At 70.4% G+C, this 23,717-nt stretch carries 14 protein-coding genes; 4 read left to right on the top strand and 10 right to left on the bottom strand.

Annotated elements, in window-relative coordinates; translation table 11 throughout:
- Positions 1 to 388: 388 nt before the first annotated feature.
- A complete protein-coding gene (locus tag ACQPWU_RS16015) occupies positions 389 to 1,246 on the bottom strand; it encodes an alpha/beta hydrolase (RefSeq protein ID WP_433440688.1) in 858 nt (285 codons plus the stop codon).
- A gap of 73 nt (positions 1,247 to 1,319) precedes the next feature.
- On the opposite strand from ACQPWU_RS16015, the gene ACQPWU_RS16010 reads away from it, so the two are divergent.
- Entirely contained in the window at positions 1,320 to 1,991 is a 672-nt protein-coding gene (locus ACQPWU_RS16010; RefSeq protein WP_433440686.1) for a TetR/AcrR family transcriptional regulator, read from the top strand.
- 157 nt (positions 1,992 to 2,148) lie between these two features.
- On the opposite strand, the gene ACQPWU_RS16005 is transcribed toward ACQPWU_RS16010, so the two are convergent.
- From ACQPWU_RS16005 to ACQPWU_RS15970, 8 genes are all read right to left on the bottom strand, one after another.
- A complete protein-coding gene (locus tag ACQPWU_RS16005; RefSeq protein ID WP_433440684.1) occupies positions 2,149 to 3,927 on the bottom strand; it encodes a glycoside hydrolase family 75 protein in 1,779 nt (592 codons plus the stop codon).
- A 32-nt stretch (positions 3,928 to 3,959) separates the two neighbouring features.
- A complete protein-coding gene (locus ACQPWU_RS16000) occupies positions 3,960 to 5,642 on the bottom strand; it encodes a CBM35 domain-containing protein (protein ID WP_433445219.1) in 1,683 nt (560 codons plus the stop codon).
- Between the two features lie 47 nt (positions 5,643 to 5,689).
- On the bottom strand, positions 5,690 to 7,822 hold the full coding sequence (locus ACQPWU_RS15995; protein ID WP_433440682.1) for a discoidin domain-containing protein: 2,133 nt from the start codon (positions 7,820 to 7,822) through the stop codon (positions 5,690 to 5,692).
- Between the two features lie 10 nt (positions 7,823 to 7,832).
- Positions 7,833 to 9,851: a glycoside hydrolase family 28 protein gene (locus ACQPWU_RS15990; protein ID WP_433440680.1), complete on the bottom strand. Its 2,019-nt coding sequence runs from the start codon at positions 9,849 to 9,851 to the stop codon at positions 7,833 to 7,835.
- Positions 9,848 to 11,701, bottom strand: coding sequence for a glycosyl hydrolase family 28 protein (locus tag ACQPWU_RS15985; RefSeq protein ID WP_433440678.1), 1,854 nt, complete (start codon positions 11,699 to 11,701; stop codon positions 9,848 to 9,850). Before ACQPWU_RS15985 ends, ACQPWU_RS15990 begins: the two co-directional genes overlap by 4 nt.
- Positions 11,698 to 12,861, bottom strand: coding sequence for a carbohydrate-binding protein (locus tag ACQPWU_RS15980; RefSeq protein WP_433440676.1), 1,164 nt, complete (start codon positions 12,859 to 12,861; stop codon positions 11,698 to 11,700). The genes ACQPWU_RS15985 and ACQPWU_RS15980 overlap by 4 nt, the downstream gene beginning before the upstream one ends.
- A complete protein-coding gene (locus tag ACQPWU_RS15975; protein ID WP_433440674.1) occupies positions 12,858 to 14,651 on the bottom strand; it encodes a glycosyl hydrolase family 28 protein in 1,794 nt (597 codons plus the stop codon). The genes ACQPWU_RS15980 and ACQPWU_RS15975 overlap by 4 nt, the downstream gene beginning before the upstream one ends.
- Positions 14,652 to 14,720: 69 nt before the next feature.
- Positions 14,721 to 17,132: a PQQ-dependent sugar dehydrogenase gene (locus ACQPWU_RS15970; RefSeq protein WP_433440672.1), complete on the bottom strand. Its 2,412-nt coding sequence runs from the start codon at positions 17,130 to 17,132 to the stop codon at positions 14,721 to 14,723.
- A gap of 281 nt (positions 17,133 to 17,413) precedes the next feature.
- On the opposite strand from ACQPWU_RS15970, the gene ACQPWU_RS15965 reads away from it, so the two are divergent.
- The 3 genes from ACQPWU_RS15965 to ACQPWU_RS15955 all read left to right on the top strand — a co-directional run bounded on the left by ACQPWU_RS15965 (position 17,414) and on the right by ACQPWU_RS15955 (position 22,500).
- Positions 17,414 to 18,958, top strand: a complete 1,545-nt coding sequence (locus ACQPWU_RS15965; protein WP_433440670.1) for a glycoside hydrolase family 88 protein — start codon at positions 17,414 to 17,416, stop codon at positions 18,956 to 18,958.
- A 101-nt stretch (positions 18,959 to 19,059) separates the two neighbouring features.
- The gene (locus tag ACQPWU_RS15960; RefSeq protein ID WP_433440668.1) at positions 19,060 to 21,831 is read left to right on the top strand and encodes a BTAD domain-containing putative transcriptional regulator; all 2,772 of its coding nucleotides are present in this window, start codon (positions 19,060 to 19,062) and stop codon (positions 21,829 to 21,831) included.
- A gap of 114 nt (positions 21,832 to 21,945) precedes the next feature.
- Positions 21,946 to 22,500 carry a hypothetical protein gene (locus tag ACQPWU_RS15955; protein WP_433440666.1) on the top strand — a complete coding sequence of 185 codons (555 nt, stop codon included), beginning with the start codon at positions 21,946 to 21,948 and terminating at the stop codon, positions 22,498 to 22,500.
- Between the two features lie 61 nt (positions 22,501 to 22,561).
- Here ACQPWU_RS15955 and ACQPWU_RS15950 read toward each other — a convergent pair whose 3' ends face one another.
- On the bottom strand, positions 22,562 to 23,440 hold the full coding sequence (locus ACQPWU_RS15950; RefSeq protein ID WP_433440664.1) for an ArsR/SmtB family transcription factor: 879 nt from the start codon (positions 23,438 to 23,440) through the stop codon (positions 22,562 to 22,564).
- Positions 23,441 to 23,717: the final 277 nt, after the last annotated feature.

Genomic DNA, 23,717 nt, shown 5'->3' with positions numbered 1-23,717 from the left:
AACCCTCCCCAGTCCCGCCCCACCACCGGCCGTCTGCATCAAGACGCGCACCCCACCACCGACCTCTCTGGCCCAAGACGCCCGCCTCACCACCGGCTCCTCCCGGTAGGGGCGTCAAAGCCGCCGCTCCGGGCTCCTCGCACACGCGGCGGACGGACACGCTGCCGACCACCGAGCCTTCGCCGGGTCCGGCCGCCAGGCGTGGCCTGACGCCTGCCGCTGGAAAGCACACGCCCGCAGAGGTTCCGAGCGGGCTGGAGGCGCGGAGTGTCCCGACCAGGGCGCGGCCGAGTAGAGACCGCGTCACCGTCCAGCACATGCCCGCTGGGGGCTGCGGTCCTGGCCAGGGTGGTGCGCGGCGCGTGCGGGTCGAGCATGTGCGGGGCCCCTAGCTGAGGTTCTTGACGGCCTGGCCCTGCCAGGCGGTGTTGGTGGGCAGCTCGGGCGCCGGGCCCGCGAAGGCGCCGCGCGCGAGCGTGTCGCCGCGCAATTGGTACATGAGCCAGGCGGTCAGGTAGCCGAGGAAGCCGCCGCCACCGTTCTGGATGTCGTTGTGGCCCGCGCCCTTGAGCAGGGCCTTGCCCGCCGCGCCCGGCACCTGGTCGTAGTAGCCCTGGACGGTGGCGGCCGAGGAGATGACCCAGTCGTTCGCGCCGCTGAGGAACAGCACGGGGCAGGTCAGCGCCGCGACGGAGAACTCGTCCCCCGGGCTGACCCAGATCTGGGCGGGCAGCGCGATCGGCACGACCGTCGTGATCAGCCCGCCGGAGTGGTTGGTGGCGTTGACGGAGCCGCCCGCGCCCTGGGAGTGGCCCACGGCCGCGACTCTGGTCACGTCGAGCTTGCCGGCGAAGACGCTGCCGGAGTCGGAGTTGAGCCCGGCGAGGTGCTGGGCGGCGGCCAGGATCTCGGCTCCGGTGCCCGTGGTGGTGTCGGTGGAGGCGACGACGGCGAAGCCCCAGGAGGCGAGCTGGTTGAGCACGCCCGGATAGTTGTCGGGGGTGGCGTTGGTGCCGTTGCCCCAGGTGACGATCGGGTGCGCGAACCCGCCCGCGCCCAGGTCGGCCGGGTGGTAGAGCCGGTGGCCGCCCGAGGTGCCCGTCGCGACCGCGTACGGGCCGGTGGCCGCGAAGTGCGACTCGATGGCGCTGGCCGCCTCCGCCGAAGTCGTACGGGCCAGGGCGCCCGCCGCCAGGAGGCCCGCGATGCCCGTTTGGAGCGCGCGCCGCCGAGTGATGTGTTCCATGGTCACCTCGCGGGGAGAACCTATTTGGAGACATGAACGTCTCCTGACATGAGGGAAGTACGATCGGTGAGCGATGTCAAGAGATCAACAGAACAAGGTTCCGATCGCTGAGCCGCTCCCCCGGGGTCGCCACGGGCTCTCGCCGGAGACTGTGCGCAGCTCGCAGCGTGAGCGGCTGATCGAAGCGATGCTGCAGCTGGTGGCGCAGCGCGGCTACGCGGCCACGACCGTGCCCGACGTGATCGCGGCGGCCCGGGTCTCGCGCAACGCCTTCTACGAGCAGTTCGCCGACAAGGAGGCCTGCTTCCTCGCCCTGTGCGAACGCGACCTGCCGAGCCTGATCGAGGAGATTTACACAGCCGCCGCCTCCCCAGACGACTGGCGGGCCGCGAACCTGCGCGGGCTGCGTGCGTATCTGGGCTGGTGGCAGGAGCGCCCCGCCTACGCACAGGCGTACTTCGTCGAGCTGCCGCGCGCGGGCGAGCGGGCGGTGGCCCAGCGCGACCGCGCCTACCGCCCGTTCCTCGACATGGTCACCGCCATGGCCGCGAGGGCCAGGAAGGCGGACCCCGCACTGCCGCCCCTGCCCGCCACGACGCCGAGGCTGATCGTGTATGGGGTCACGGCGTTCGTGGAGGCGGAGGTGCGCGAGGGCAGGGTCGCCGACCTTCTGACGTGGGCCGACGACCTGCAGAACTACATGATCACGCTGCTCACCGCGTCTGGCGCACCCGGCCGTGCCTGACGCTGCCCGGCTCCGTGGTCAACCCGACCACGGAGCCGGCCCGGAATGCGCGTCGTAACGGCGAGCAACCCGTGAGCCTTCACGACCGGCCATGACAGACGGCCACTGACGTCGGCCCGTGCGGCCCACTGTGCGCAGCCGTAACGGATGGACGGTTTCAGTTCTGGTCGAGGAAACGCTGAGCCAACGTACGGCCCAAATTGACCGCCTGGGTGTGGTTTTCGATGGTTTGGACTTTGGTGTCGGAGCCGGTGAAGACGATGTAGGTGACGCCGGTGTCGGTGCCGCCGTTGCTGGGGTCGGGGTTGATGCCGAGGTCGGCGGCCGTCCGGTAGGACGCCTCGCCGATGATGCCGGTCGGCCCCGTGTCGCCCATCACGGCGTACTCCACCTGCCCGTTGTAGACGATCGCCACCACGGTGCCGCAGCCGATGCCCTTGGTCCGGTAGTCCCAGGTGGAGCTGGGGCTGGGCACCACCATGTAGGCGAGCTGCGCCGCGTTGAGCGGCGAGTCGCCGCTGGTGTGGCAGAACGTGTCGGGCTGGAAGCAGCAGTCGGTGTTCTCGTTGCACTGTGACGTGCGGATCCCGTCACAGTCGATGTCCATGTCGCCCTTCCAGAACACCGCGCCGGTCTTCTGGCACACCGCGACCGTCGCCGTGCTGACGTCGGAGTCCGTCTTGTACTTGCCGTTGGAGATCTGGCTGCACGCCGTCACCTTCGCCAGGAGCTGGTCGGCCGTCGGGCCGGTGCTACCGCCTCCGGTCGTGCCGGTGGCCGAGGCGCTGTGACCGGACTCGTTGCCGGCCGCGTCGAACGCGGTGACCGTGTACGTGTGCGTCGATCCCGCGGCGAGCCCGCCGATCGTGGCACCGGCGGTCGGCGTGGTGGTGACCACGGTCGTCCCCTCGTAGACGCGGTAGCCGGTGACGGCCACGTTGTCGGTGGAGTCCGTCCAGGCCAGCGAGATGCTGGAGGCCGAGACGCCGGTGACGCGGACGCTCGCGGGCACGGTCGGCGCCTGCCCGTCGGGCCCGCCGGGGCCGCTGACCGAGAGCCGGTCCACGTTGGGGCCGCCGTCGGCGGTGGTGGCGGTCGCGCGGACGGTGTTGACCCCGGCGTTCAGCGTGGCGGTGATCTGCGCGTCCGCCCAGGTGTCCCAGGTGCCGGTGCCCGGGAAGTCCCGGGTCTGGGCCGCCCCGTTCACCTCGATGGTCATGGCGCGGTTGACCGTCGTGCCGTTGGCGTATCTGATCGTGAGGGTGTGCGATCCGGACTCGGCCACGTTGACGGTCCACTCGATGTAGCCGCCGGCCGTGTTGACGTAGTCGACGAAGCCGGAGCCGGTGTAGCCGGTGTGGTTGGTCGCCACCGCGGCCTGTGACAGCGTGGCGGCCTCAGCCTGGTACTCGGTGGCGGGCGCGTCGGCCACGGTGGCCTCGAGGTAGTCGAGGTTCGGGTTGCCGCCCGAGTTCGTGGACGTGAGGCGGATCTTGTTGTCGCCCGCGGCGAGCGTCGCGGTGAGGGTGGAGGTGGCCCACGTGGTCCATGCGCCCGTGGGGCCGAACGTGCGGCCGGCCGAGACGACCGTGCCGTTGACCGAGATGTCCGCGGTGCGGGCGGTGGTCGTGCCGTTGGCGTAGCGGATGGTCAGCGTGGCGGTGCCCGCCGCGGGCGCGTTGACCGTCCACTCCGTGTACGGGCCCGTGACGTTGTCGCTGTTGACGAAGCCCGTGCCGGAGAAACCGGCGTGGTTCGACTCGACGACGCCTTGCGAGATCGTCGCGTTCTCGGCCTCGTAGCGGACGGTCGCGGCCCGGGCGGGGAGCGCGACCAGCGCGGTGACGGCCAGGCAGGCGACGGCCAGGACGATGAGGGGGCGTAAGCGCGCGAGGGGACGTAAACGTGTGGGGGTCTGTAAGCGTGGGGGGTGCATGGGCGCTCCTTTCGTGGAAGACGACGAGCTGGTCAGGACACGTCGAGGTAGTCGAGGTTGGGGCCGCCGTTGGCGGTGGTGGCGGTGGCGCGGACGGTGTTGGCGCCCGCGTTCAGCGACACGGTGAACGCGGAGTCCGCCCAGGTGTCCCAGTTGCCGGTGCCGGGGAAGTCCCGCGTCATGGTGGTGCCGTTGACGTCGATGGTCATGGGGCGGTTGGTCGACGTTCCGTTGGCGTAACGCAGGGTGAGTGTGGCGGTTCCGGCCGCGGCGGCGTTCACCGTGAACTCCACGTACGAGCCCGCCACGTTGTCGCCGTTGACGAAGCCCGTGCCGGAGAACCCGGCGTGGTTCGACTCGGCGGCGCCCTGCGAGATCGTCGCGTTCTCGGCCTCATACCGTTGTCCCGCGGGCCTTACCCGGATGAGGCGGGTCTCGCCGGGGCGTAACGTGGCGCTGTAGGAGGAGCTGACAGTGCCCTCCGACGCGCCCGACCACAGGTTCGTGACCGCGGCCGGCCCGGTGAAGCCCACCTGCGACCAGGTGACGCTCACCGTGGAGTTGCCGGACGTGCCGGTGTTGTAGAGCGCGACGATGTAGTCGCCGCCCGGTTCCCGCTTGCGCCACACCTGGTTGACGCCGCTGTTGACGATGCGTTGCGCGGCGACGCCGTCCTGGTTGACCGCGATGAGGCGGTCGTTCTTCAGCATCGCCAGGTCGACCGAGGTGAGCGCGGTCAGGTCGGTGCCGAGCAGCAGCGGGCTCGCGACCATCGCCCAGTGCGTCATGTGGGAGCGGCGCTGGTCGGCGGTGAGCCCGACCTGGTCGCCGTTGCCGATCTGCAGCGAGTCGTAGTCGTTCCACCCGCCGGGACCGGCGTAAGGCTGCCATGAGGCGGCCGAGTTGAACCGGCTCACCACGTGCGACCAGTCGGTCAGCGGGTAGCCGCTGCCGTTCGGCCCGGAGCCGCAGTAGCACTCGACGTCGCCCTGGGTGCGCCAGCTGTTGGCCAGCCGCTTCCAGGTGTCGGCCTGGGCGATCGGCAGGTTGTTGGAGAGCGCGAAGTTAATCGGCCGGCCGGTCTGGCGCAGCGCCTTGTCCCACGCCTCCACGTCAGCGATCGTGGTCGCGTCCACGCCGTCGATCTTGAGGTAGTCCACGCCCCACGAGGCCATCTGATCGGCCCACGAGTTGATGAACGCCTGCGCGCCCGGGTGGGAGTACTTGAGCCGGTACATGTTCTTGCAGTTGTAGTTCTTGTGCGTCTGCGTCGTGTCCGCGATGTCCTGCGCGTGGTACGACGTGCCCTCGATCGGTTTGTTGGCGGTGACGGCGTTCTTCGCGATGCCCGGGGTGACGTAGAAGCCGAACTTCAGCCCTTTGGCGTGCACGTAGTCGGCCAGCGCCTTGATCCCGGACGGGAACTTCGCGGTGTCGACCGCCCAGCGGCCGTAACTGTCCACGACGAAGCCGTTGGAGTCGCACTTCTGGTAGAAGTCGTCGAGGTTGACGTAGACGAAGCCCTTGGCTGCCAGACCGCTGCTGACCAGCGCGTCCGCCTGCGCCTTGATCTTGTTCTCGTCGGGCCAGCGGCGGACGAAGCTCCAGCTGCTCCAGCCCATCGCGGGCCTGATCGACAGCCCGTTGTCGGAGGCGGCGGCCGGGGCGGCGGGGGCGGCCAGGCCGGTGGCGACGAGCGCCACGGCCGCGAGCACGGCCCTCAACCTCCTGACTCCTGGCAGGGATCTCCCGAGTGCGCCTTTCATGAGGCACCTCCCGTGGTGACGTCGATGTAGTCGAGGTTCGGGTTGCCGCCGTCCGTCGTCGCGGTCACCCGCAGCGTGTTCGCCCCGGCGTTGAGTGGAACGGTGAACGTGTCCGTCGCCCAGGTGGTCCAGGCGCCGGTGCCGGGATAGTCGCGGGTCTGGGCGGCGCCGCCGTTCACGGTGATGGCGGCCGGCCGGTTGGTCGACGTTCCGTTGGCGTGGCGCAACGCGATCGTGGCGGTTCCTGCCGCGGGCGCGTTCACGGAGAACTCCACGTACGAGCCCGTCACGTTGTCGCCGTTGACGAAGCCCGCGCCGGAGAAGCCCGCGTGGTTGGACTCGACGACGCCCTGCGAGATCGTCGCGTCCTCGGCCTCGTATCGGGTGCCGGAAGAGCCGCCGCCGCCCGCGTACTGGCCGCCGACCCACGCCTCGTCCACCCGCCAGCGGGCGACGCCGTGGTGCCCGGTCTTGGAGAGCCGGACGTAGCGGGCGGTGACCGCGTTCAGGTCGATGAACTGCACGCCGCGCGCGTTCGGCACGGTCCCGGTCTTGACCGCGCTCCCCCAGTTCGAGCCGTCGTCGCTGACGTGCACCTGGTAGCCGGAGACCCGCGCGGACCCGGACGACGGGTAGACGGTGGAGTCCTCCCGCTGGTTGAACGCCAGGTACTGGATGCGTTTGGCCGAACCCAGGTCGAAGGTGAGCCGCGCCGGCTCGGCGGCGTTGCTGTCCCAGTAGGTCAGATAGTCGCCGTCACCCGCCGCCGGCGCGCCGTGGCCGCTGGTGGACGAGCTCGCCGAGAGCGTGACGCCGGTGTAGACGCCCTGGCGGCCGTTCGAGACGACCTTGAAGACGGTGTCGTACGGGTCCCAGCTCGTGACCCCGCTCAGCGTCAGCGTGCCGCCCGACTGCGTGAACGCCACGGGCGCGCCGGTGCGCAGGTTCGTCACCGAGGTGATCCGGTAGCCGTTGTCCCGCAGCGACAACGTGCTGCCCGACGGCGGCGTGATCACGTGGATGTAGTGCCGGTCGGGGTCGTTCTTGGCGATCGTGGTGACACCGTGCGCGCCGTTGTTCCAGAAGCCCGGCTTGAGCCCGCCGAACATGTAGCCGCCGCCCTCGGTGCCGCCGAGCGACTCCCAGATGGCCGAGAGGTACGTGTTCGCGAAGTTGTTGAAGTCGGCCTGCTGGGCGGGGAAGCGTCCGTTGACCATGGCGGTCTCGGCCATGAGCGCCTTGACCGACGATCCGGCGTTGGTGATGAGCCGGCCGAACGTGAGCTTGCGGTCCACGGCCTGGTCGGAGCCGCCGTACCACCAGGGCCCGCCGGTGGGGAGCTTGAAGTCGGCCTCGATGAGCCGGGGCAGCGCCGTGTAGATCGCCTGCGGGTAGTCGTACGACGGCGTCATGCCGGTCTTCTGCTCGTTGCTGATCATGTCCATGATCGGCGTGTCTTCGTTGTTGTTCGAGATCGTCATGTCGGGGCGCTGCTGGTAGATCTTGGCGTAGAGGTCGTTGCGCTCCCAGTAGGCGTTGTCGTTGTCGATCCAGAACCCGGCCAGCTTCGGGTAGCGCCGCATCTGCTCGAAGAACTGCAGGTAGCTGAACTCGCCGAACCCGTCGCGGGTGGTCAGGTCCACGCTGTGGCCGACGTAGCTGGAGAAGGCCGAGGAGTTGAGCCAGTCGCCGGAGCTGAGGCCCTCGTTGTGCCACTGCGGGTCGTCGGTCATGTAGTTGATGACCTTCAGCCCCTGCGCGTCCGCGGCGTCGATCAGCTCGCCGAGGAAGTCCCGCGTGGTGCGGCAGGAGCCGGGGATCTCCGACGGGTACGGCCGCGCGTACCCGAGCCTGCTGTGGAACGTGGCGAGCACGATGTACTGGGCGTGCAGCTTCTTGGCCTCGTTCACCCAGTAGGAGGCGCTCCAGCCGCCGTTGGTGACGTCGGCCTCCCACGCGCTGCAACTGGTGTGCTGAGGCGAGGTCCGCTCGCCCCAGTGCAGGAAGAGGCCGGCGATCGAGTTGCGTAGGAACGCCTGGCGCGGATGCTGCAGGTCGGCCCGGGCCGGGACGGCGGTGAGCAGGCCGAGCAGGAGCGCTAAGACGGCGAGCATCGCCGTGCGTTTCATGGTGGGCCTCCTAGGATGCGGGGGTGAACGCGGGGTCGCTGGAGATGGCCACCCGGTCGAGGCGGGCGCCGTCCTCGCGGTAGGCGAAGGTGATCGTGCGCGCTCCGGCCGCCAGGTCGTACGTGACGGGCAGCTTGGCCCAGTGCCAGGAGGTGCCGATCGGGATGTTGTTCCAGTTGCTCCACGTCCCGGTGCCGGAGCGCACCCAGAACGAGTCGTCGCCGTCGTTGGCGGCGATCACGCGGGCCCACACCGCGAACGTCCCGTCGTGCTCGACGGTGAACGGGATCGTCATCCAGCCGGTGGAGGGCGCGCTGGACTTGCTGTTGTTGCCGGAGGCGACGGTCACGTACGAGCCGCCGGACGCGGCGGGGTCGGCGGCCACCTGCATGGGCGCGGTGACCGTGCCGGACTCCGCCTCGGCATAGAGACTCTCCGAGGTGCCGGGGACGGGCGTGGAGCCGGTGGCCCGGATGCGCAGCGCACCACCCGAGGTGTCGGCGCTGTCGCGCACGGCATACCCGGTGACGCCGCTGAACCCGACGTCGTACGCGCTGCCACTGCCGCGTTGCGCGACGACACCGTTCAGTTGAACGTCCGAGGCGTCGTCGGCGATGACGTACGGCCGGTTGTCGTTGTCGTCGAACCGGGTCTCGCCGTTGAGCGTGATGCCGGTGGCGTGCCTGATCCAGTAGCCGTACGAGGGGCGCGCGCCATAGTCGCGCGGCGGGTAGGTGGTGAGGTACTCGCCCGGCACCCTGCTCGCCTCGGAGGCGGGGTGCCCGCCGGGGACCGTGAGGTCGACGTTCTGGAACGTGATGCCGGGGCCGATGTCCACGGATGGCGTGCCGGTCAGCGTGCTGGTGTAGTCGGACGCGCCGACCGTGCCGGTGACCACGGGCGCGGTCAGGTCGGTCCCGGTCACGTCCGAGATCGTGATGTTCCGGATCCGGCCGGCGGGCGGCGAGCCTGGGCAGCGCTTCCGCTCACCGATCTTGAAGAAGAAGGGCGACGTGGTCTTGGTGAGCGTCACGTCGCTGTAGTGGATGTCCTCGATGACGGCGCCGTCCATCGAGACGATCCCGATGCCTGCCTTGCCGGCGCCCAGGACCGTGACGCGCTCGAAGCGGAAGTCGCGGAAGTCGCCGCAGGTCTCGGAGCCGAACTGCAGCGCGTTGTTCTCGTGCGAGTACACGGTCGTGTCGTGCACGCGGACGTTCTGGCTGGTGTAGGTGTGGCCGAGCGCGTAGTCGCTCTTGAACACCAGGGCGTCGTCACTGGCCTCGATGCGGCTGTTGGCGACGGTGACATTCCAGCTGTTGATCAGGTTGATGCCGTCGCGCACGCCGCTGCTGGAGTAGATCGTCTTCAGGTTGTCGATCGTGACGTCGTGGCAGCCGTTGATCAGGGCGCCGAAGTGGCCGCCGCGGCGGAACGTGACGCCTTCGAGGCTGATGTTCGAGCACTCGGTGAGCGTCAGCGCCTTGTCGGCCTGGCCCGACGACGGGTTCCCGGTGATGAGGTTGCCGTCGCCGTCGATCGTGCCGGTGCCGGTGATGTGCACGTTCGTCAGGCCGCTGCCCCACATGAGCGAGTTGTGGAAGTGGCTGTGGCCGTAGTCCTGGTAGTCGTCATTGGGGTTGGACTCGGGGGCGTCCATGCCGCTGCTCGCGGCCAGGATGGTGGCGCCGGAGTCGAGCCTGAGCGTGATGTTGGACTTCAGGTGGATGGTGCGGGCCCGGTAGCGGCCCGAGGGGAGGACCACGGTGCCGCCGGGGGCGGCGCTCGCGGCGTTGATGGCGCGGTCGATGGCGTCGTCGTCGTTGGTCGTGCCGTTGCCGGTCGCGCCGTAGTCGCGCACGTCGAACTCGGCGAGCGCGCTCGCGGACCGGGGCACCGGCCCGAGCCGGGAAGCGGCGCTCGCGGACTGTGGCAGCGACCTGAGCTGGGAGGCGGCGCTCGCGGGCTGGGGCGCCAATCCGAGCAGGGCCACGGCGCACGCCAGCAGGGCCCGGCGGAGGGAGGTCATGGCTGGATCTCCACGTAGTCGAGGTTGGGCAGGCCGCCCGCCGTGGTGGCGGTGAGCCGGACGGTGTTGGCGCCGGAGACGGCGGGGATCTGGACCGAGGCCGGCGCCCAGGTGCTCCACGCGCCGGTGCCCGGCGCGTTCACGGCGGCGTTGACGACCGTGCCGTTGACCGTGACCGAGTACGGGCGGTTGGTGGTGGTGCCGTTGGCGTAGCGGATGGTGAGCGCCTTCGTGCCCGCGGCAGCGACGTTCAACGAGAACTCGACGTAGGCGCCGGCCACGTTGTCGCTGTTGACGAACCCGGTGCCGGAGTAGCCGGCGTGGTTCGACTCGACGACGCCCTGGGAGATCACGGCGTCCTCCGCCTCGTAGCGGGCCCCCGCCGTGTTCGAGATGTCCTTGCCGTTGACGAAGACGCCGGACAGCACCAGGTTGTCGACGTTCGACGCGGTCGGCGTGGCCGTCGTGATCCTGTTGAACGTGCTGTTGGAGATCGTGACGTTCTTGATGTGGTCGGTCGAGCGGCCGTCCAGGTTGTACGCCTGGGCGGCGCCGTCGATGACCAGGCCGTCGGCGGTGAAGTTCTGGACGGCCGGCGGCAGGGAGCCCGAGGTCTCGTAGTTGAGCGTGACGTAGAGGGCGCTGCGCTCCAGGTCGTGGCCGGTGATGCGGCGCAGGTGGACGCCGTCCACGTAGCCGCCGCGGTTGAAGCTGGTCTTGACGTAGAGGGCGTACTTGACCGGGTAGCGGCCGGGGAAGCCGGGCGCGTTGCACTCGCAGTCCTCGGCGAACACGTCGCGGACCCCGCCGGACATCTCGCTGCCGATCGTCACGCCGCCCCACCGGCCGCTGAACTTGCAGTTCTGGATCACGATGTTCTGCGAGGGGCGGCCGACCCGGCGGCCGTCGCGGTCGCGGCCCGACTTGACCGGCACGCAGTCGTCGTTGGTGTCGAACTTGCAGCCCGTGATCAGCACGTCTGTGCACGAGTCGGGGTCGCAGCCGTCGCCCTGGGAGTTGGTCGAGTAGAAGGTGACGTTCCGGACGGTGACGTTCGTGCAGTAGACCGGGTGGAGTGTCCACATCGCCGGGTTGCGAAGGTTGACGCCTTCGACGAGCACCGCGGTGCAGTTGTAGAGGCCGATCATGTTGGGCCGCAACTTGTGGCCGTCGCCGAACTGGCGCTGCGCCACCGGATGATCATTGGCGCCCCACTCGCGGAGTTGGTCGCGGTCCGCGCCGCCGCTCCCCCACGACGACCAGTCTCCGGCGGGCGCGTTGCCGTCGATCGTGCCCGTTCCCGTGATCGCGATGTTGGTCTGGCCGTTGGCGTAGATGAAGGGCGAGTAGTTGTAGCACTCGATGCCCTCCCAGCGGGTGAGCGCGGTCGGCAGGTAGGAGCCGGGGTCCGTGCGGAACCTGATGGTGCCGTTCACCTGGAGGTTGACGTTCGACAGCAAATGGATCTTCCCGGTGCGGAACGTGCCGGACGGCACCACCACCCGGCCGCCGCCCGCCGCGTTGCACGCGGCGATGGCGTTGCGGAACGCGGCCGTGCAGTCGGTGCTGCCGTCGCCGACGGCGCCGTAGGAGGTGATGGGGAACGCTCGGTCGGGGAAGGCCGGCGGGACGATCCGGGCCAGGATCTCGGGCACCCGGTCCCAGGGCGAGGCGGCCGAGCCCGCGCCGACGGGCCCGGCGGCGACGGGCCCGCCGTACGCGGAGCCGCTCGCCGCGACGGGCTCGGCTTGCGAGGGCCCGCTCGTCGCGCGGGCCGTGCCGGAGCCGGCGAGCAGGACGCCGCCCGCCACGCCGCCGGCTCTGAGGAGGTCACGACGGGAGATCGTCATCGGAGCACCTCCAGGTAGTCGAGATTGGGACACCCGCCCGCCGTGGCGGCGGTGAGCCGGATGGTGTTGGTGCCGGCGGCGAGGTCGGCGGACACGCTCCGGGAGGCCCATGACGTCCACGCGCCCGTACCTGGGAAGGGCAGGCCGGAGGCCACCACCCGGCCGTTGACGGCCAGGTCCGCGGGACGGTCCGCGCTCGTGCCGTTGGCGTAGCGGACCGTGAGCGTGGCGGGGCCGGCCGCGGCGGCGTCGTGCCGCCACTCCACGTAGGCGCCCGCCGCGTTGTCGGTGTTGACGAACCCGGTGCCGGAGAACCCGGCGTGGTTGGACTCGACGACGCCCTGCGAGATCGTCGCGTCCTCCGCTTCCAGCCGGGTGACGGCGGCCTGCACCTGCTTGTAGGCCCGCATGTTCCTGAGCAGCAGATAGCAGTTCTGCAGCGAGCCCGAGGTGTCGCCGAGCGAGCGGTAGATGCCCCGCTTGGGGCGGACCCGGTCGCCGAGGAAGGTGTCGCCGGTCTTGGTCGCGTCCACGAGCGTGACGCCGCCGCTGCGCAGCACCCATCGCACCGAGCCCGAGCTCCCGTCGCCGATCTTGATCTCGTACTCGGCGTCGATCCACTTGTCGTGCAGCGGCTCGAGCTCGGTGCGGCCGACCAGGGTGTCGGACTCGAAGATCTTGTGTTCGATGGTCTGCACGCCGTTCACGCGGCGCAGCGACGTGACGGTGATCGGGCTGGTGCCGGTGCCCGGCATCTTCGTCTGGCTGATGTGGGTGAAGGTCGTGGTCGCCTTGAGCGAGCTGGGGATGTACATCGAGTACGTGACGCGCCAGGTCTCGCCGGCCAGCCAGCGCAGGTAGCCGTCCGGGTTGCGGGTGCCGGTCACCTCCTGGCGCTGCCGGTCCGTGCTCGTGTCGCGGTCGACGGTGTGCATGTTGAAGCGGAAGGCGTCGCCCTCGACGTAGATGTGGGGCTGCCCCGCCGGATGGGAGTCGGCGCGGTCGTCCTCGATCGTCTCGAACGCGCCCAGCCCGACGGCGGCCGGATCGGGCGCCCACATGAGCTTCCAGGCCGCGGCCGAGGCGGGCCTGGCGGGCAGCGCGGGGCCGAGGAGTGCGGCGCCGACCAGGGCGCCCAGCTGGCGACGGGTCACTGTCATGGCTGAATCTCCAGGTAGTCGAGGTTGGGGCCGCCGTTCGCGGTGGTGGCGGTCGCCCTGACCGTGTTGGCGCCGGCGAGCAGCTGGGCGGAGATGGTCGTGGACTGCCAGGCGGTCCACGAGCCCGTGCCGTTGAAGGGCTTCGCCGCCGCCACGACCGTGCCGTTGACCGCGATGTCCATCGGCCGGTCGGCCGCGGTGCCGTTGGCGTAGCGGAGGGTGAGCGTCGCCGTTCCCGCCGCGGCGGCGTTCACCGCGAACTCCACGTACGAGCCGGCCACGTTGTCGTAGTTGACGAACCCTGTGCCGGAGAACCCGGCGTGGTTGGACTCGACGACGCCCTGGGAGATCGTGGCGTTCTCCGCCTCGTACCGGTTGCCCGGAGCCGACCCGTACAGGGCGCCGTTGATGCGGACGTCGCGCAGCACGACGTTGTCGGCGTTGGAAAGCTGGGGGGCGGGCGTGTCGATCTGGGTGAAGGTGCTGTTGGAGATCGTCACGTTGCGGACGTGGCTGGCGGAGGAGCCCGACAGCTTGATCGCGAACGGCGAGGCGGCGATGTTCAGGCCGTCCACGGTGAGGTTCTGGATGACCGGGTTGACGATCGGGCCGTAGCCGGGGCCGGTCAGGCTGTAGTTCATGTCGATGTAGAAGCCGCCCCGGTCGCACGGGCCGCCCGTCAGCTCGCGGACGTGCACACCGTCCACCGTCCCGCCGCGCCGGTTGTTGGTCTTCAGGTAGAGCGCGTAGAACGAGTGGTAGCTGGAGCCGGCGAGGATGCGGTTGTTCTCGGCGAAGACGTTGCGGACGCCACCGGACATCTCGCTGCCGACCGTGATCGCGCCCCAGCGGCCGTAGTACGTGTTGCCGCGGATGACGATGTCGGTGGACGGCACTCCCACGCGGCGGCCGTCGGTGTCGCGGCCCGACTTGATGACCGTGCCGTCGTCGCCGGTGTCGAACGTGCAGCCCTCGATGAGCACGTCCGACGAGCACTCGGGGTCGACGCCGTCCACCATCGCGCCCCGGCTGTAGATTTTGACCCGCCTGATCATGATATTTCGGGATAAGACGGGGTGGATGGTCCACATCGCGGGGTTCCGGATGTCCAGGTCCTCGACGAGGATGTTCCGGCAGCCGTAGAACTGGATCATGCTCGGCTTGAGGTAATGGCCGTCGCCGAACTGGCGCTGCTCGATCGGCACGCCGTCCACGGCCATCTGCTGCAACCGGTCCCAGTCGGGGCCGCGCTGGTCGTCGAAGCCGAACCACGGTCCGGCCGCCGCGTTCCCGTCGATCGTGCCGGTGCCGGTCAGGGCGATGTCGGTCTGGTTCCTGGCGTAGATGAAGGGCGAGTAGTTGTAGCACTCGATCCCCTGCCAGCGGGTGTAGACGTTCGGCAGGTACGAGCCCGCGTCGGACCTGAACCGGATCGTGCCGCCCGCCTCGACGTGCAGCCGCACGCCGGACAGCAGGTGGATCTTGCCGGTGCGGAACTTGCCGGCGCCGGGCACGAGCACGGTGCCGCCGCCCGCCGCGTTGCAGGCGGCTATGGCGGAGCGGAAGGCGGCCGTGCAGTCGGTGGAGTTGTCGGGCTTGGCGCCGTACTCGGTGATCGGGAACGTGCGGTCGGGGAACGTCGGCGGCACGATCCTGGCCAGGATCGCGGGCACCTGATCCCATGGGGAGTCGAGTGCCTGAGCCGTGGCGGGCGCCAGCGGCAGCACGGCGCCCGCCTGCACGGGGGCGAGCAGCGCTCCTTTGAGCACGGCCCTTCTGGAGGGATGCATCGGAGGCTCCGAGGGGTGCTGGATCCGGCGGCCGCGCGATTCGCGCGGCCGCCGGCGACGAGGGGGTGACTACTGGATGTTGGAGCGGCGGATCGTGTCGGCCGAGCCGTCGCCGTTGTTGTCGGAGTTGGTGGAGCCGAACCAGATGGCGCTGGCGCCGGGTACCTTCTCGACCGCGCGGAGCCGGCCGTACGTGCCGTTGAAGTACGAGTTGACGGTCGAGACGTTCTCGCCGTTCAGCACGATGCGCCACAGCCGCTGGCCGCGCAGCGCCGCCATGAAGATCGTGTTGTTGACGATGGCGATGCCGCTGGGCGAGGCCTCGGCGACGCCCCAGGTGTACTTGGGGTTCGTCATGCCGGACGTGCTGCAGGTGCCCTCGCAGGTGGGCCAGCCGTAGTTCTTGCCCGGCTGGATGAGGTTGAGCTCGTCACGCGAGGAGTTGCCCAGCTCCGACGACCACAGCCGGCCGGCCGAGTCCCAGGCCAGGCCCTGCGGATTGCGGTGGCCGTAGCTGTAGACCCGGGTGCCGAACGGGTTGCCGGGCGCGGCGGCGCCGGTCTTGGTGATGCGCAGGATCTTGCCGTTGAGCGAGTCGAGGTCGGGCGCGTTGCTGGACTGCTGCGCGTCGCCGGTGGTGACGTACAGGTAGCCGTCGGGGCCGAACCTGATCCGGCCGCCGTTGTGGTACCGGTTCTTGTCGATGCCCTGCAGGATGGTGGCGTACCCGCTCAGGGTGGTGCCGTTGAAGTTCATCTTCACGACGCGGTTGCCCTCGGAGGCGGTGTGCATGAAGAACACCTCCTGGTCGGTCGTGCCGTTCCAGGTGGGCGAGAAGTCCAGGCCCATCAGGCCGCCCTCGCCGTCGGTGGTCTGCACGTTGGGCACGGTGCCGACCTGCGTCTTGGTCCCCGACGGCGTCACCTTGAACACCTTGAACGTGTCGCGCTCGGTCACCAGCGCGTACGAGCCGTCGGGCGCCCAGGAGATGTCCCACGGCACGTCCCAGCCGCCGGCGATGCTGGCCGGGGTCTGTGGCACGGTGCCGCAGCTCGCCGTGGTGAACGACGCGGACGGCGCGCTCGGGGTGGAGAGCTGGTTGGCCGTGTCACGCGCGACGACGTGCACCTGGTAGGTGTGCGCGCACTCGAGCGGCACGCTCGCCGTGGTGGCGGGCGGGGTCCCGGTGACCGTGGCCAGCACGGCGTTGGTGGCGTTGTCGCGCACCAGATAGGCGCGAACGCCGTTGTCGTCGGTGGAGGCTCCCCAGGTCACGGTCGCCGAGGTGGCCTGCACGCCGCTCACGGCAGGCTGCCCCGGCTGCGACGGCGGGTCGTCGGCGGGCGCGGGCAGCGTCTGGCAGTTCGCCTCGGGGCTGCTCAGCGACACGTTGCCGGAGGCGTCACGGGCGAACACCGACAGCTGGTAGGAGAAGTTCGGGTTGAGCCCGGTCAGCCGGTACGGCGGCGCGGTCGCGGTCGCGATCTGCTGGCCCTGGTGGTAGATGTCGTACCCGGCGACGCCGATGTTGTCGGTGGACGGCGGCCAGTCCAGTGTCAGGGCGTTGTAGGTGATGTCGGAGCACGTCGGCTGGCCGGGCGAGGTCGGCTTCTCGGTGTCTCCTGGGCCGCTGACCCGCAGCCGGTCGAGGTTGGGCCCGCCGTTCGCGGTGGTTGCCGTGGCCCTGACCGTGTTGCCGCCCGCGTTGAGCGGCGCGTCGATGCTGATCTCCTGCCAGGTGGTCCAGGCACCGGTGCCGGGGAAGGACCGGCCGGTGGCCACTGCGGTGCCGTTGACGGTGATGGTCATCGGCCTGTCAGTGGTGGTTCCGTTGGCGAAGCGGAAGGTCAGGCTCTGGGTGCCGGCGCCGGCCGCGCTGACGGCGAACTCGACGTACGAGCCGGTGACGTTGTCGTAGTTGACGAAGCCCGAGCCGGTGAAGCCGGCGTGGTTCGACTCCACGACGCCCTGCGAGATCGTGGCGGACTCCGCCTGGTAGTCGGTGAAGCTCGACGACTGGACCTCGGAGTCGAGGTAGTCCCAGTTCGGGTTGCCGCCCGCGGTCGTGGCGGTGGCCCTGATCTTGTTCGTGCCCGCGGTGAGCTGGGCGGTCAGCGTGACGGTGGCCCAGGTGGTCCAGGCGCCGGTGGCGGGGAAGGACCGGGCGGCGGCGACGGTCGTGCCGTTGACCGCGATGTCGCCGGGCCGGTCGGCGCCCGTGCCGTTGGCGTAGCGGAAGGCCAGCGTGGCGGTGCCCGCGCTGGGCGCGTTGACGGTCCATTCGGTGTACGAGCCGGCGACGTTGTCCCCGTTCACGAAGCCGGTGCCGGAGTAGCCGGCGTGGTTGGACTCGACGACGCCCTGAGAGATCGTCGCGTTCTCGGCCTCGTACCGGGTGGGCGCCGCGTCGGCTGGGACGGCTGTCATTCCCAGGGCGAGTAAGCAGGCGATGACGCAGGCCCGGGACTTGCTGAAGTTCATCGGGCGCTCCTGGCTGAGAGTGATGCCTCGAGTAAGGGGAGGGAGCTTTCCAAACGTTTGTCACAAACCGCCCTTGGACGTCAATAGTTGGAACGGTCCATATTTTAGGAAACTTTCCTAACTCGTTTAGGTCGATACATCGGATGAAAGTGACCGATGGACAGGCGTGCCGCCGGGATGTATGCCTGTAATGCGCCAAGGAGATCGGAGCCATGCGCCGCTGATCGCGTACATCTGGACCGGCGGCACGGCATCACAGCTCGTCAGACCGGGAGTGATACATGGGACGTCTTCGCGCAACGACCGCTGCGGCACTCGGCGGACTGTTATTTCTGCAACCGGTTGCCGTCGCCTCGGCCACGGCGGCCACCCTCTACGAGGCCGAGGAGGGAACGATCTCGCGGGGTGTCGTGGAGTCGAACCACGCCGGCTTCACCGGCTCCGGCTTCGTCAACCTCGACAACGTGGCGGGCTCGTCCGTCGAGTGGACCGTCGACGCGCCCGGTCCGGCCACGCTGGCCTTCCGGTACGCCAACGGCACGGGCGCCGACCGGCCGATGACCATCACTGCCGGCAACACGACCACGACGCTGTCCTTCCCCGGCACCGGCTCGTGGACCACGTGGCGGACGGTGACGGTGCGGGCCGAGCTCGCGGCGGGCGCGAACGCGGTCAAGGCGACGGCCACCACCGCCAACGGGGGCCCGAACCTCGACTCGCTGACCGTGGACTCCTCCTCCGGAGCGACCGACTGGTCCAGGGCCGTGGTGGACTCGACGATGGCCCGCTACTCCCCCGGCTCGCTCGGCGGCTGGGGCTACACGCGCGGCCTCTACCTCTGGGGCCAGTACCTGGTCTGGCAGCGCACGGGAGACGCCCGCTACCTGCAGTACATCAAGGACTGGGCCGACCGCTTCGTCGACTCCTCCGGCGGCATCTCGCAGAGCTTCGACAACCTCGACAGCATGCAGGCGGGCAACGTCCTGCTCGCCCTCTACCGGGAGACCGGGCAGGCCCGCTACCGCACCGCCGCGGCCAGGATCAGGACCCGGCTGAACACGTACCCGCGCACCTCCGACGGCGGCTGGTGGCACTCCACGTCCACCTCGCGCGAGGGCCAGCTCTGGGGCGACGGCGTCTACATGGTGGACCCGTTCCTGGCCCGCTACGGCGCCTGGGTGGCGGGCGACTCCTTCACCGGTGCCGAGCCCGCCAGGCAGCTCGAGGTCTACTGGAGCCACCTCCGCCGCACCTCGGGCTCGGCGGCGGGGCTGCTGTACCACGCCTACGACGAGCCGGGCGGGCCGACCGCGTCCTGGGTCAAGCCGTCGCTGGGCAACACCAACGGGATCTCCTGGTGCCGGGCGATGGGCTGGTTCGGGATGGCCGTGACCGACGTCCTCGAGCTCATCCCGGCCGACCATCCGCGCCGGGCCGCGCTGATCGGCATTCTGCGCGAGCTCGTGCCCGCGTACGCCCGCTGGCAGGACCCGGCCACGGGCCGCTGGTGGCAGGTGGTCACCGAGCCGTCCAACCCGTCGAACTGGACGGAGACGTCGTGCTCGGCGATGTACACGTACACGATCTCGCGGGCGGTCGAGCGCGGGTACGTGGACGCCTCCTACAACGTCTACGCCCAGCGCGGCTACCAGGGAGTGCTGGCCCAGGTGTCGCTGGGCTCCGACGGGCGGACCAACATCGCGGGCATCAGCGAGGGCACCAACGCCGACGACTCGCTCGCCTATTACTTCGGCCGGGCCAGGCCGGTCAACGACCTGCACGGGCTGGGCGCGTTCCTCATCATGAACGAGCAGCTCAGCCGGTAGGGGGCTCGGGCTCCGCGCTCGCCGAGCCGCCCTTCCGGGCCGCTCCCCCTACGATTGGTGCGAGCATCACCTGGTCAGGTCGGCCGGCGGGAGGTAGCGCGGTGCGGGTCGAGTTCGGGATCCTGGGTGAGGTCAGCGCGTGGGCGGACGGCCGGTCGGTCAACCTGGGTCCCGCACGGCAGCGGTGCGTGCTGGCGGCCCTCCTCGTCGACGCCGGCCACCCCGTCTCCCTCGACCAGCTCGCCGACCGCGTCTGGGGAGACTCCCCGCCGCAACGGGCCGCGGGCACGCTGCACAGCTACCTGTCGCGCCTGCGTGCCGCCCTGCCGGCCGCCGACGGGGAAAGCATCCAGCGCAGCGCCGGCGGCTACCTGCTGCGGGTGCCGGAAGAGGCGGTGGACCTGCACCGGTTTCGCGCCCTGCTGGTCCAGGCCAGGCAGAGCGACGATCGGGACGCGGCGCGGCTGTATGAGCGCGCGCTGGGGTTGTGGCGCGGCGAGCCGTTCGCCGACCTGGACAACCCGTGGCTGGCCGGCCTGCGCCACACGCTCCAGGCCGAGCGGCTCTCCGCGCGGCTCGACCACCACGACGTCCAGCTCCGGCTGGGCAGGCACGCGGAGCTGCTGGCCGACCTGACCGCGCTGGCCGACGAGCACGCGCTCGACGAGCGCGTGCTCGGCCAGCTCATCCTCGCGCTCTACCGCAGCGGCCGCCAGGCCGAAGCGCTCTCCCGCTACGAGGAGGTGCGCCGGCGGCTGGCAGACGAGCTGGGCACCGACCCCGGACCCGAGCTGCGGCGGCTGCACCAGCAGATGCTCAACGCCGACGCCACGCTCGCCCCACAGCGGCAGGCCACCGGCGCGCTGGTCCCCCGGCAGCTGCCCCCGCCGCCGCCGTCGTTCACGGGGCGCTCGCGCGAGCTCGCCACGCTCGACCGGATCATGGCCGCGCCGGGCGAGCGGGAGAACACGGTGGTGATCTCCGCGATCGGCGGCACCGGCGGCATCGGCAAGACGTGGCTCGCCCTGCACTGGGCGCACAGCAGCCAGCCCCGCTTCCCCGACGGCCAGCTGTATGTGAACCTGCGCGGGTTCGACCCCTCGGACGCGCCCATGACGCCCGAGGCGGCGGTACGCGGCTTCCTCGACGCCCTGGCCGTGGACGCCGCCGCGGTCCCCGTGGGCCTGGAGGCGCAGGCGGCGCTTTACCGCAGCCTGGTGGCGGGCAAGCGCATGCTGATCGTCCTGGACAACGCCCGCGACACGCAGCAGGTGACCCCGCTGTTGCCCGGCAGCCCGACGTGCGCGGTGCTGGTCACCAGCCGCCACCAGCTGCCCGGCCTCATCACCGGCCACGGCGCCCGCCCGATCCCCCTCGACACGTTCGATCCGGCTGAGGCGCGTCAAGCGCTGACCCGCCTGCTGGGTGAGGAGCGGGTACGGGCCGAGCCGGACGCGGTGGCGTCCCTGCTCGACCGCTGCGCGGGGCTGCCCCTGGCGCTGGGCATCGTCGCGGCCCGCGCCCGCATGCATCCCGACTTCCCCCTGGCCGTGCTGGCCGAGCAGCTGCGCGAGGACTCCTCCGGGCTGGACACGCTGGACGCCGGGGAGCAGACCGCGAGCCTCCGCTCGGTCTTCTCCTGGTCCTACCGGGCGCTCACGCCGGAGGCGGCGCGGCTGTTCAGGCTGCTGGGGGCTTCCTTCGGCACGGACCTCGGCCGCGCGGCGGCGGCGAGCCTCGCGGCGCTCACGACCGCGGAGGTACGGCCGCTGCTCGCGGAGCTCACACGCGCGCATCTGGTCACCGAGAGCGTCCCCGGCCGGTTCACCATGCACGACCTCCTGCGCGCGTACGCGGTGGAGCAGGCACGTGCCGCCGACCCCGAGGAGCGGCGGCGCGACGCGACGCTCCGCATGCTCGACCACTACCTGCACACCGCGCACGCCGCGGCCCTGATCCTCAACCGCAGCCGCCGGCCGCTGGCGCTCGCCGAGCCCCAGCCGGGGACGTCCACGACGGAACTGGCGGACCATGTCCGGGCGATGGAGTGGTACACCGCCGAGCACCACATGCTCATGGCGGCCGTCCGGCACGCCTCGGACGCCGGCTTCCACACGCACGCGTGGCAACTCGCCTGGACGCTCAGCGACTACCTGGACCGCCGGGGCCGGTGGCTCGACCTCCTCGCCGCCCACGGCGCGGCGCTCGCCGTCACGCAGTCGCAGGGCGACCGGTTCGGTGAGGCCCAGTCCCATGCCGGGTCGAGCCGCGCCCTCATGCGGACGGGCCGGCTCGACGACGGGCTGGTCCACCTGGAGCGGGCGCTCGCCCTGTTCATCGAGCTGGGCGACCGCGACGGCCAGACGCGTACGTACCTGGGGCTCGGCTGGCTCCACGAGAAGCAGGGCCGGCCCCGCACCGCGCTCGAGCAGTATCACCGCGCCCTCGACATCCATCGCGAGTCGGGCAACGAGGCGGGAGCGGCCCTGTTCCTCAACTCGATCGGCTACGTGCTCGCGCTGCAGGGGGAGCACGAGGAGGCCATCCCGTACGCCCAGGAGGCCCTGGAGCTGCACGAGAAGCTGGGCTATCTGCACGGGCAGGCCAGCGCGGCCGACAGCCTCGCCTACGCCTTCCACCACCTCGGCCGCTACGCGGAGGCCTCCGACCTCTACCGGCGGGCCATCGGCCTGTTCCAGGAGGTCGGCGACCGCTGGCACGAGGCCGACACTCTCGTGCACCTCGGCGAGATGTACGACGCCGCCGGCGACCACGCGGCCGCCCGCGCCACGCTCGGCCGGGCCCTGGATCTCCTGGAGCAGCTCAACCACCCGGACGCCGACCGTCTGCGCGCCAGACTGGCCGCGTCCTGACGCTTAGAGGTTACTCGAAATGGACGGTTTGGTTACGTAGCGCACTGTTAGCTTGGCCGGGCATTGCCACCCATTCGGAGGGAAACAGCTTTCATGGCAATATCGTTCGGCCGCATGACCCGTCCCGTAGGCTTGGGGCTCGCGGTGGCGCTCGGCGCCACGCTGTCCTTCGGCATCGCCACGCAGGCCTCCGCCACCACGGCGAAGTCGTCGGCCCAGAGCGTCGCCGAGCAGCGGGTGAAGGTCTACGAGCTGGTGACGAAGGACGGCGGGTTCTTCTACACCAGCAACGAGGCGGAGAAGCAGAACGCGATCACCAATCACGGCTGGTCTGTGACCCAGACCCCGCTGTACTACATCTCGCGCGCCCCCTTCGCCGGCGGCAAGCCGCTCTACCGGCTGCGCTGGGAGAACAAGGCCTCCTACATCGTCACCGGCTCCATCGCGGAGCGCGAGGCGCTCGTGACCTCGGGCAAGTTCCGCTACGACGGCATCCTCGGGTACGCGCCCGCCGTCGGCACCCCGGGCGAGACCGTGAAGATCTTCCGCCTGTCGAACAACAACAAGTGGCGCCTCGCCATCGAGTCGCACACCCAGAAGATCCTGGCGAACGAGCCGGGCTGGAAGCTGGACGGCCCGCTGTTCAACCAGTTCACCCAGGCCGGCTGAGCACAGACGACGAGGGCGCGCCGAGACCCGGCGCGCCCTTTTCGTGTCCCGCGCCTTTCGTCTACCGGAGGCAGAGCTCGAGGAGTTCCCCCGCCCGGGCCGTGCGGCCGATCCACACCTCGCGGCCCCTGCGCTCGCGGGCGATGAGCCGCGCCGCGACGAGCCGGTCGCAGTGGAACGTGAGGCTGCTCGGCGGGATGTTCATGTCGCCGGCCAGCGTGGTCATGGTCATGGGCCGGTCGAGCGTGCGGAGCACCTCCGCCCGCACCGGACCCACCAGCTCCGACAGCTCGTCGGAGTCCGTACGCCACAGCCTCCCCGCCGCGGGAACGGGATACGCGATCCACACGGCCTCCGGGTCGTCCAGCCCGACGATCAGCGCGTCCTTGCCCGCCAGCATCGGCACCAGCACCAGCGACCGGTCGCCGAGCTCGTGCACACCGGCCCCGGCGCCCTCGATGACCAGGCCGTTCGCGTCACGGACGAGGCGCTCGGCGACCGAGCCGAGCAGCACGTCGACGCCTCCCCGCACGCTCGCCACGCCCACTCGCGCGACCTCCCGGTCGAGGAGCGGCCGGGCCCTGCTCCACAAGCGCTCGGCCGTGGCCCAGACGTCGCCGAGCGCACCGGCGTACCCGTGCAGCCAGCGGCCGGGCCGCTCGGCGGCGGCCCTCCAGTGCGCGGGCACCGGCCCGAACGCCTGCTCGAGGTCCTTGAGCAGGGTGTCGGGCGGCAGGTCATGCAGGAGGTCGATCTGCTCCTGCACGGAGTCGTCGTGGACCGGCGCGCGCGGCACGACGCTGTCAGGCGCCAGAGCGCAGCCGGAGGCTCCCAGCGGGCGCACGGCCTGTCTCGACCGCCGGCTCGCCCCCGACTGGACCGCCCTTCTCCACGATTGGGGAAGGCCGCGATAACGGCCGGCGAGCGCGTCCGTGGTCATGGCGAGGACGGTCAAACTCGGGGAGAGCGACACCGAAATTCGCGGCGCCGAGGCTATTCGAATTTCCGTCCGTTGTCGCGTGCTGAATATTTCCAACCCCCCGCAATCACTCGTGCCGGACGCTCCACTGTGCCGGGCCGGTCTTGCAGGGTTCGTGTGCGTTCATTGAATCGCCTGCTCACCCCGGGCAGACAGGCCGTCTCCGCAGGTGGCGCCGGGTCCTGAGCTGCTCGCTGTTACGGCGCCGGCACGTCGGTCTCCCGCGCGCCCTGCCTTG

It is taken from the genome of Nonomuraea sp. CA-141351 (assembly GCF_050944675.1).
GTDB lineage: Bacteria > Actinomycetota > Actinomycetes > Streptosporangiales > Streptosporangiaceae > Nonomuraea.
This window is presented reverse-complemented; position numbering and strand designations above follow the sequence as displayed.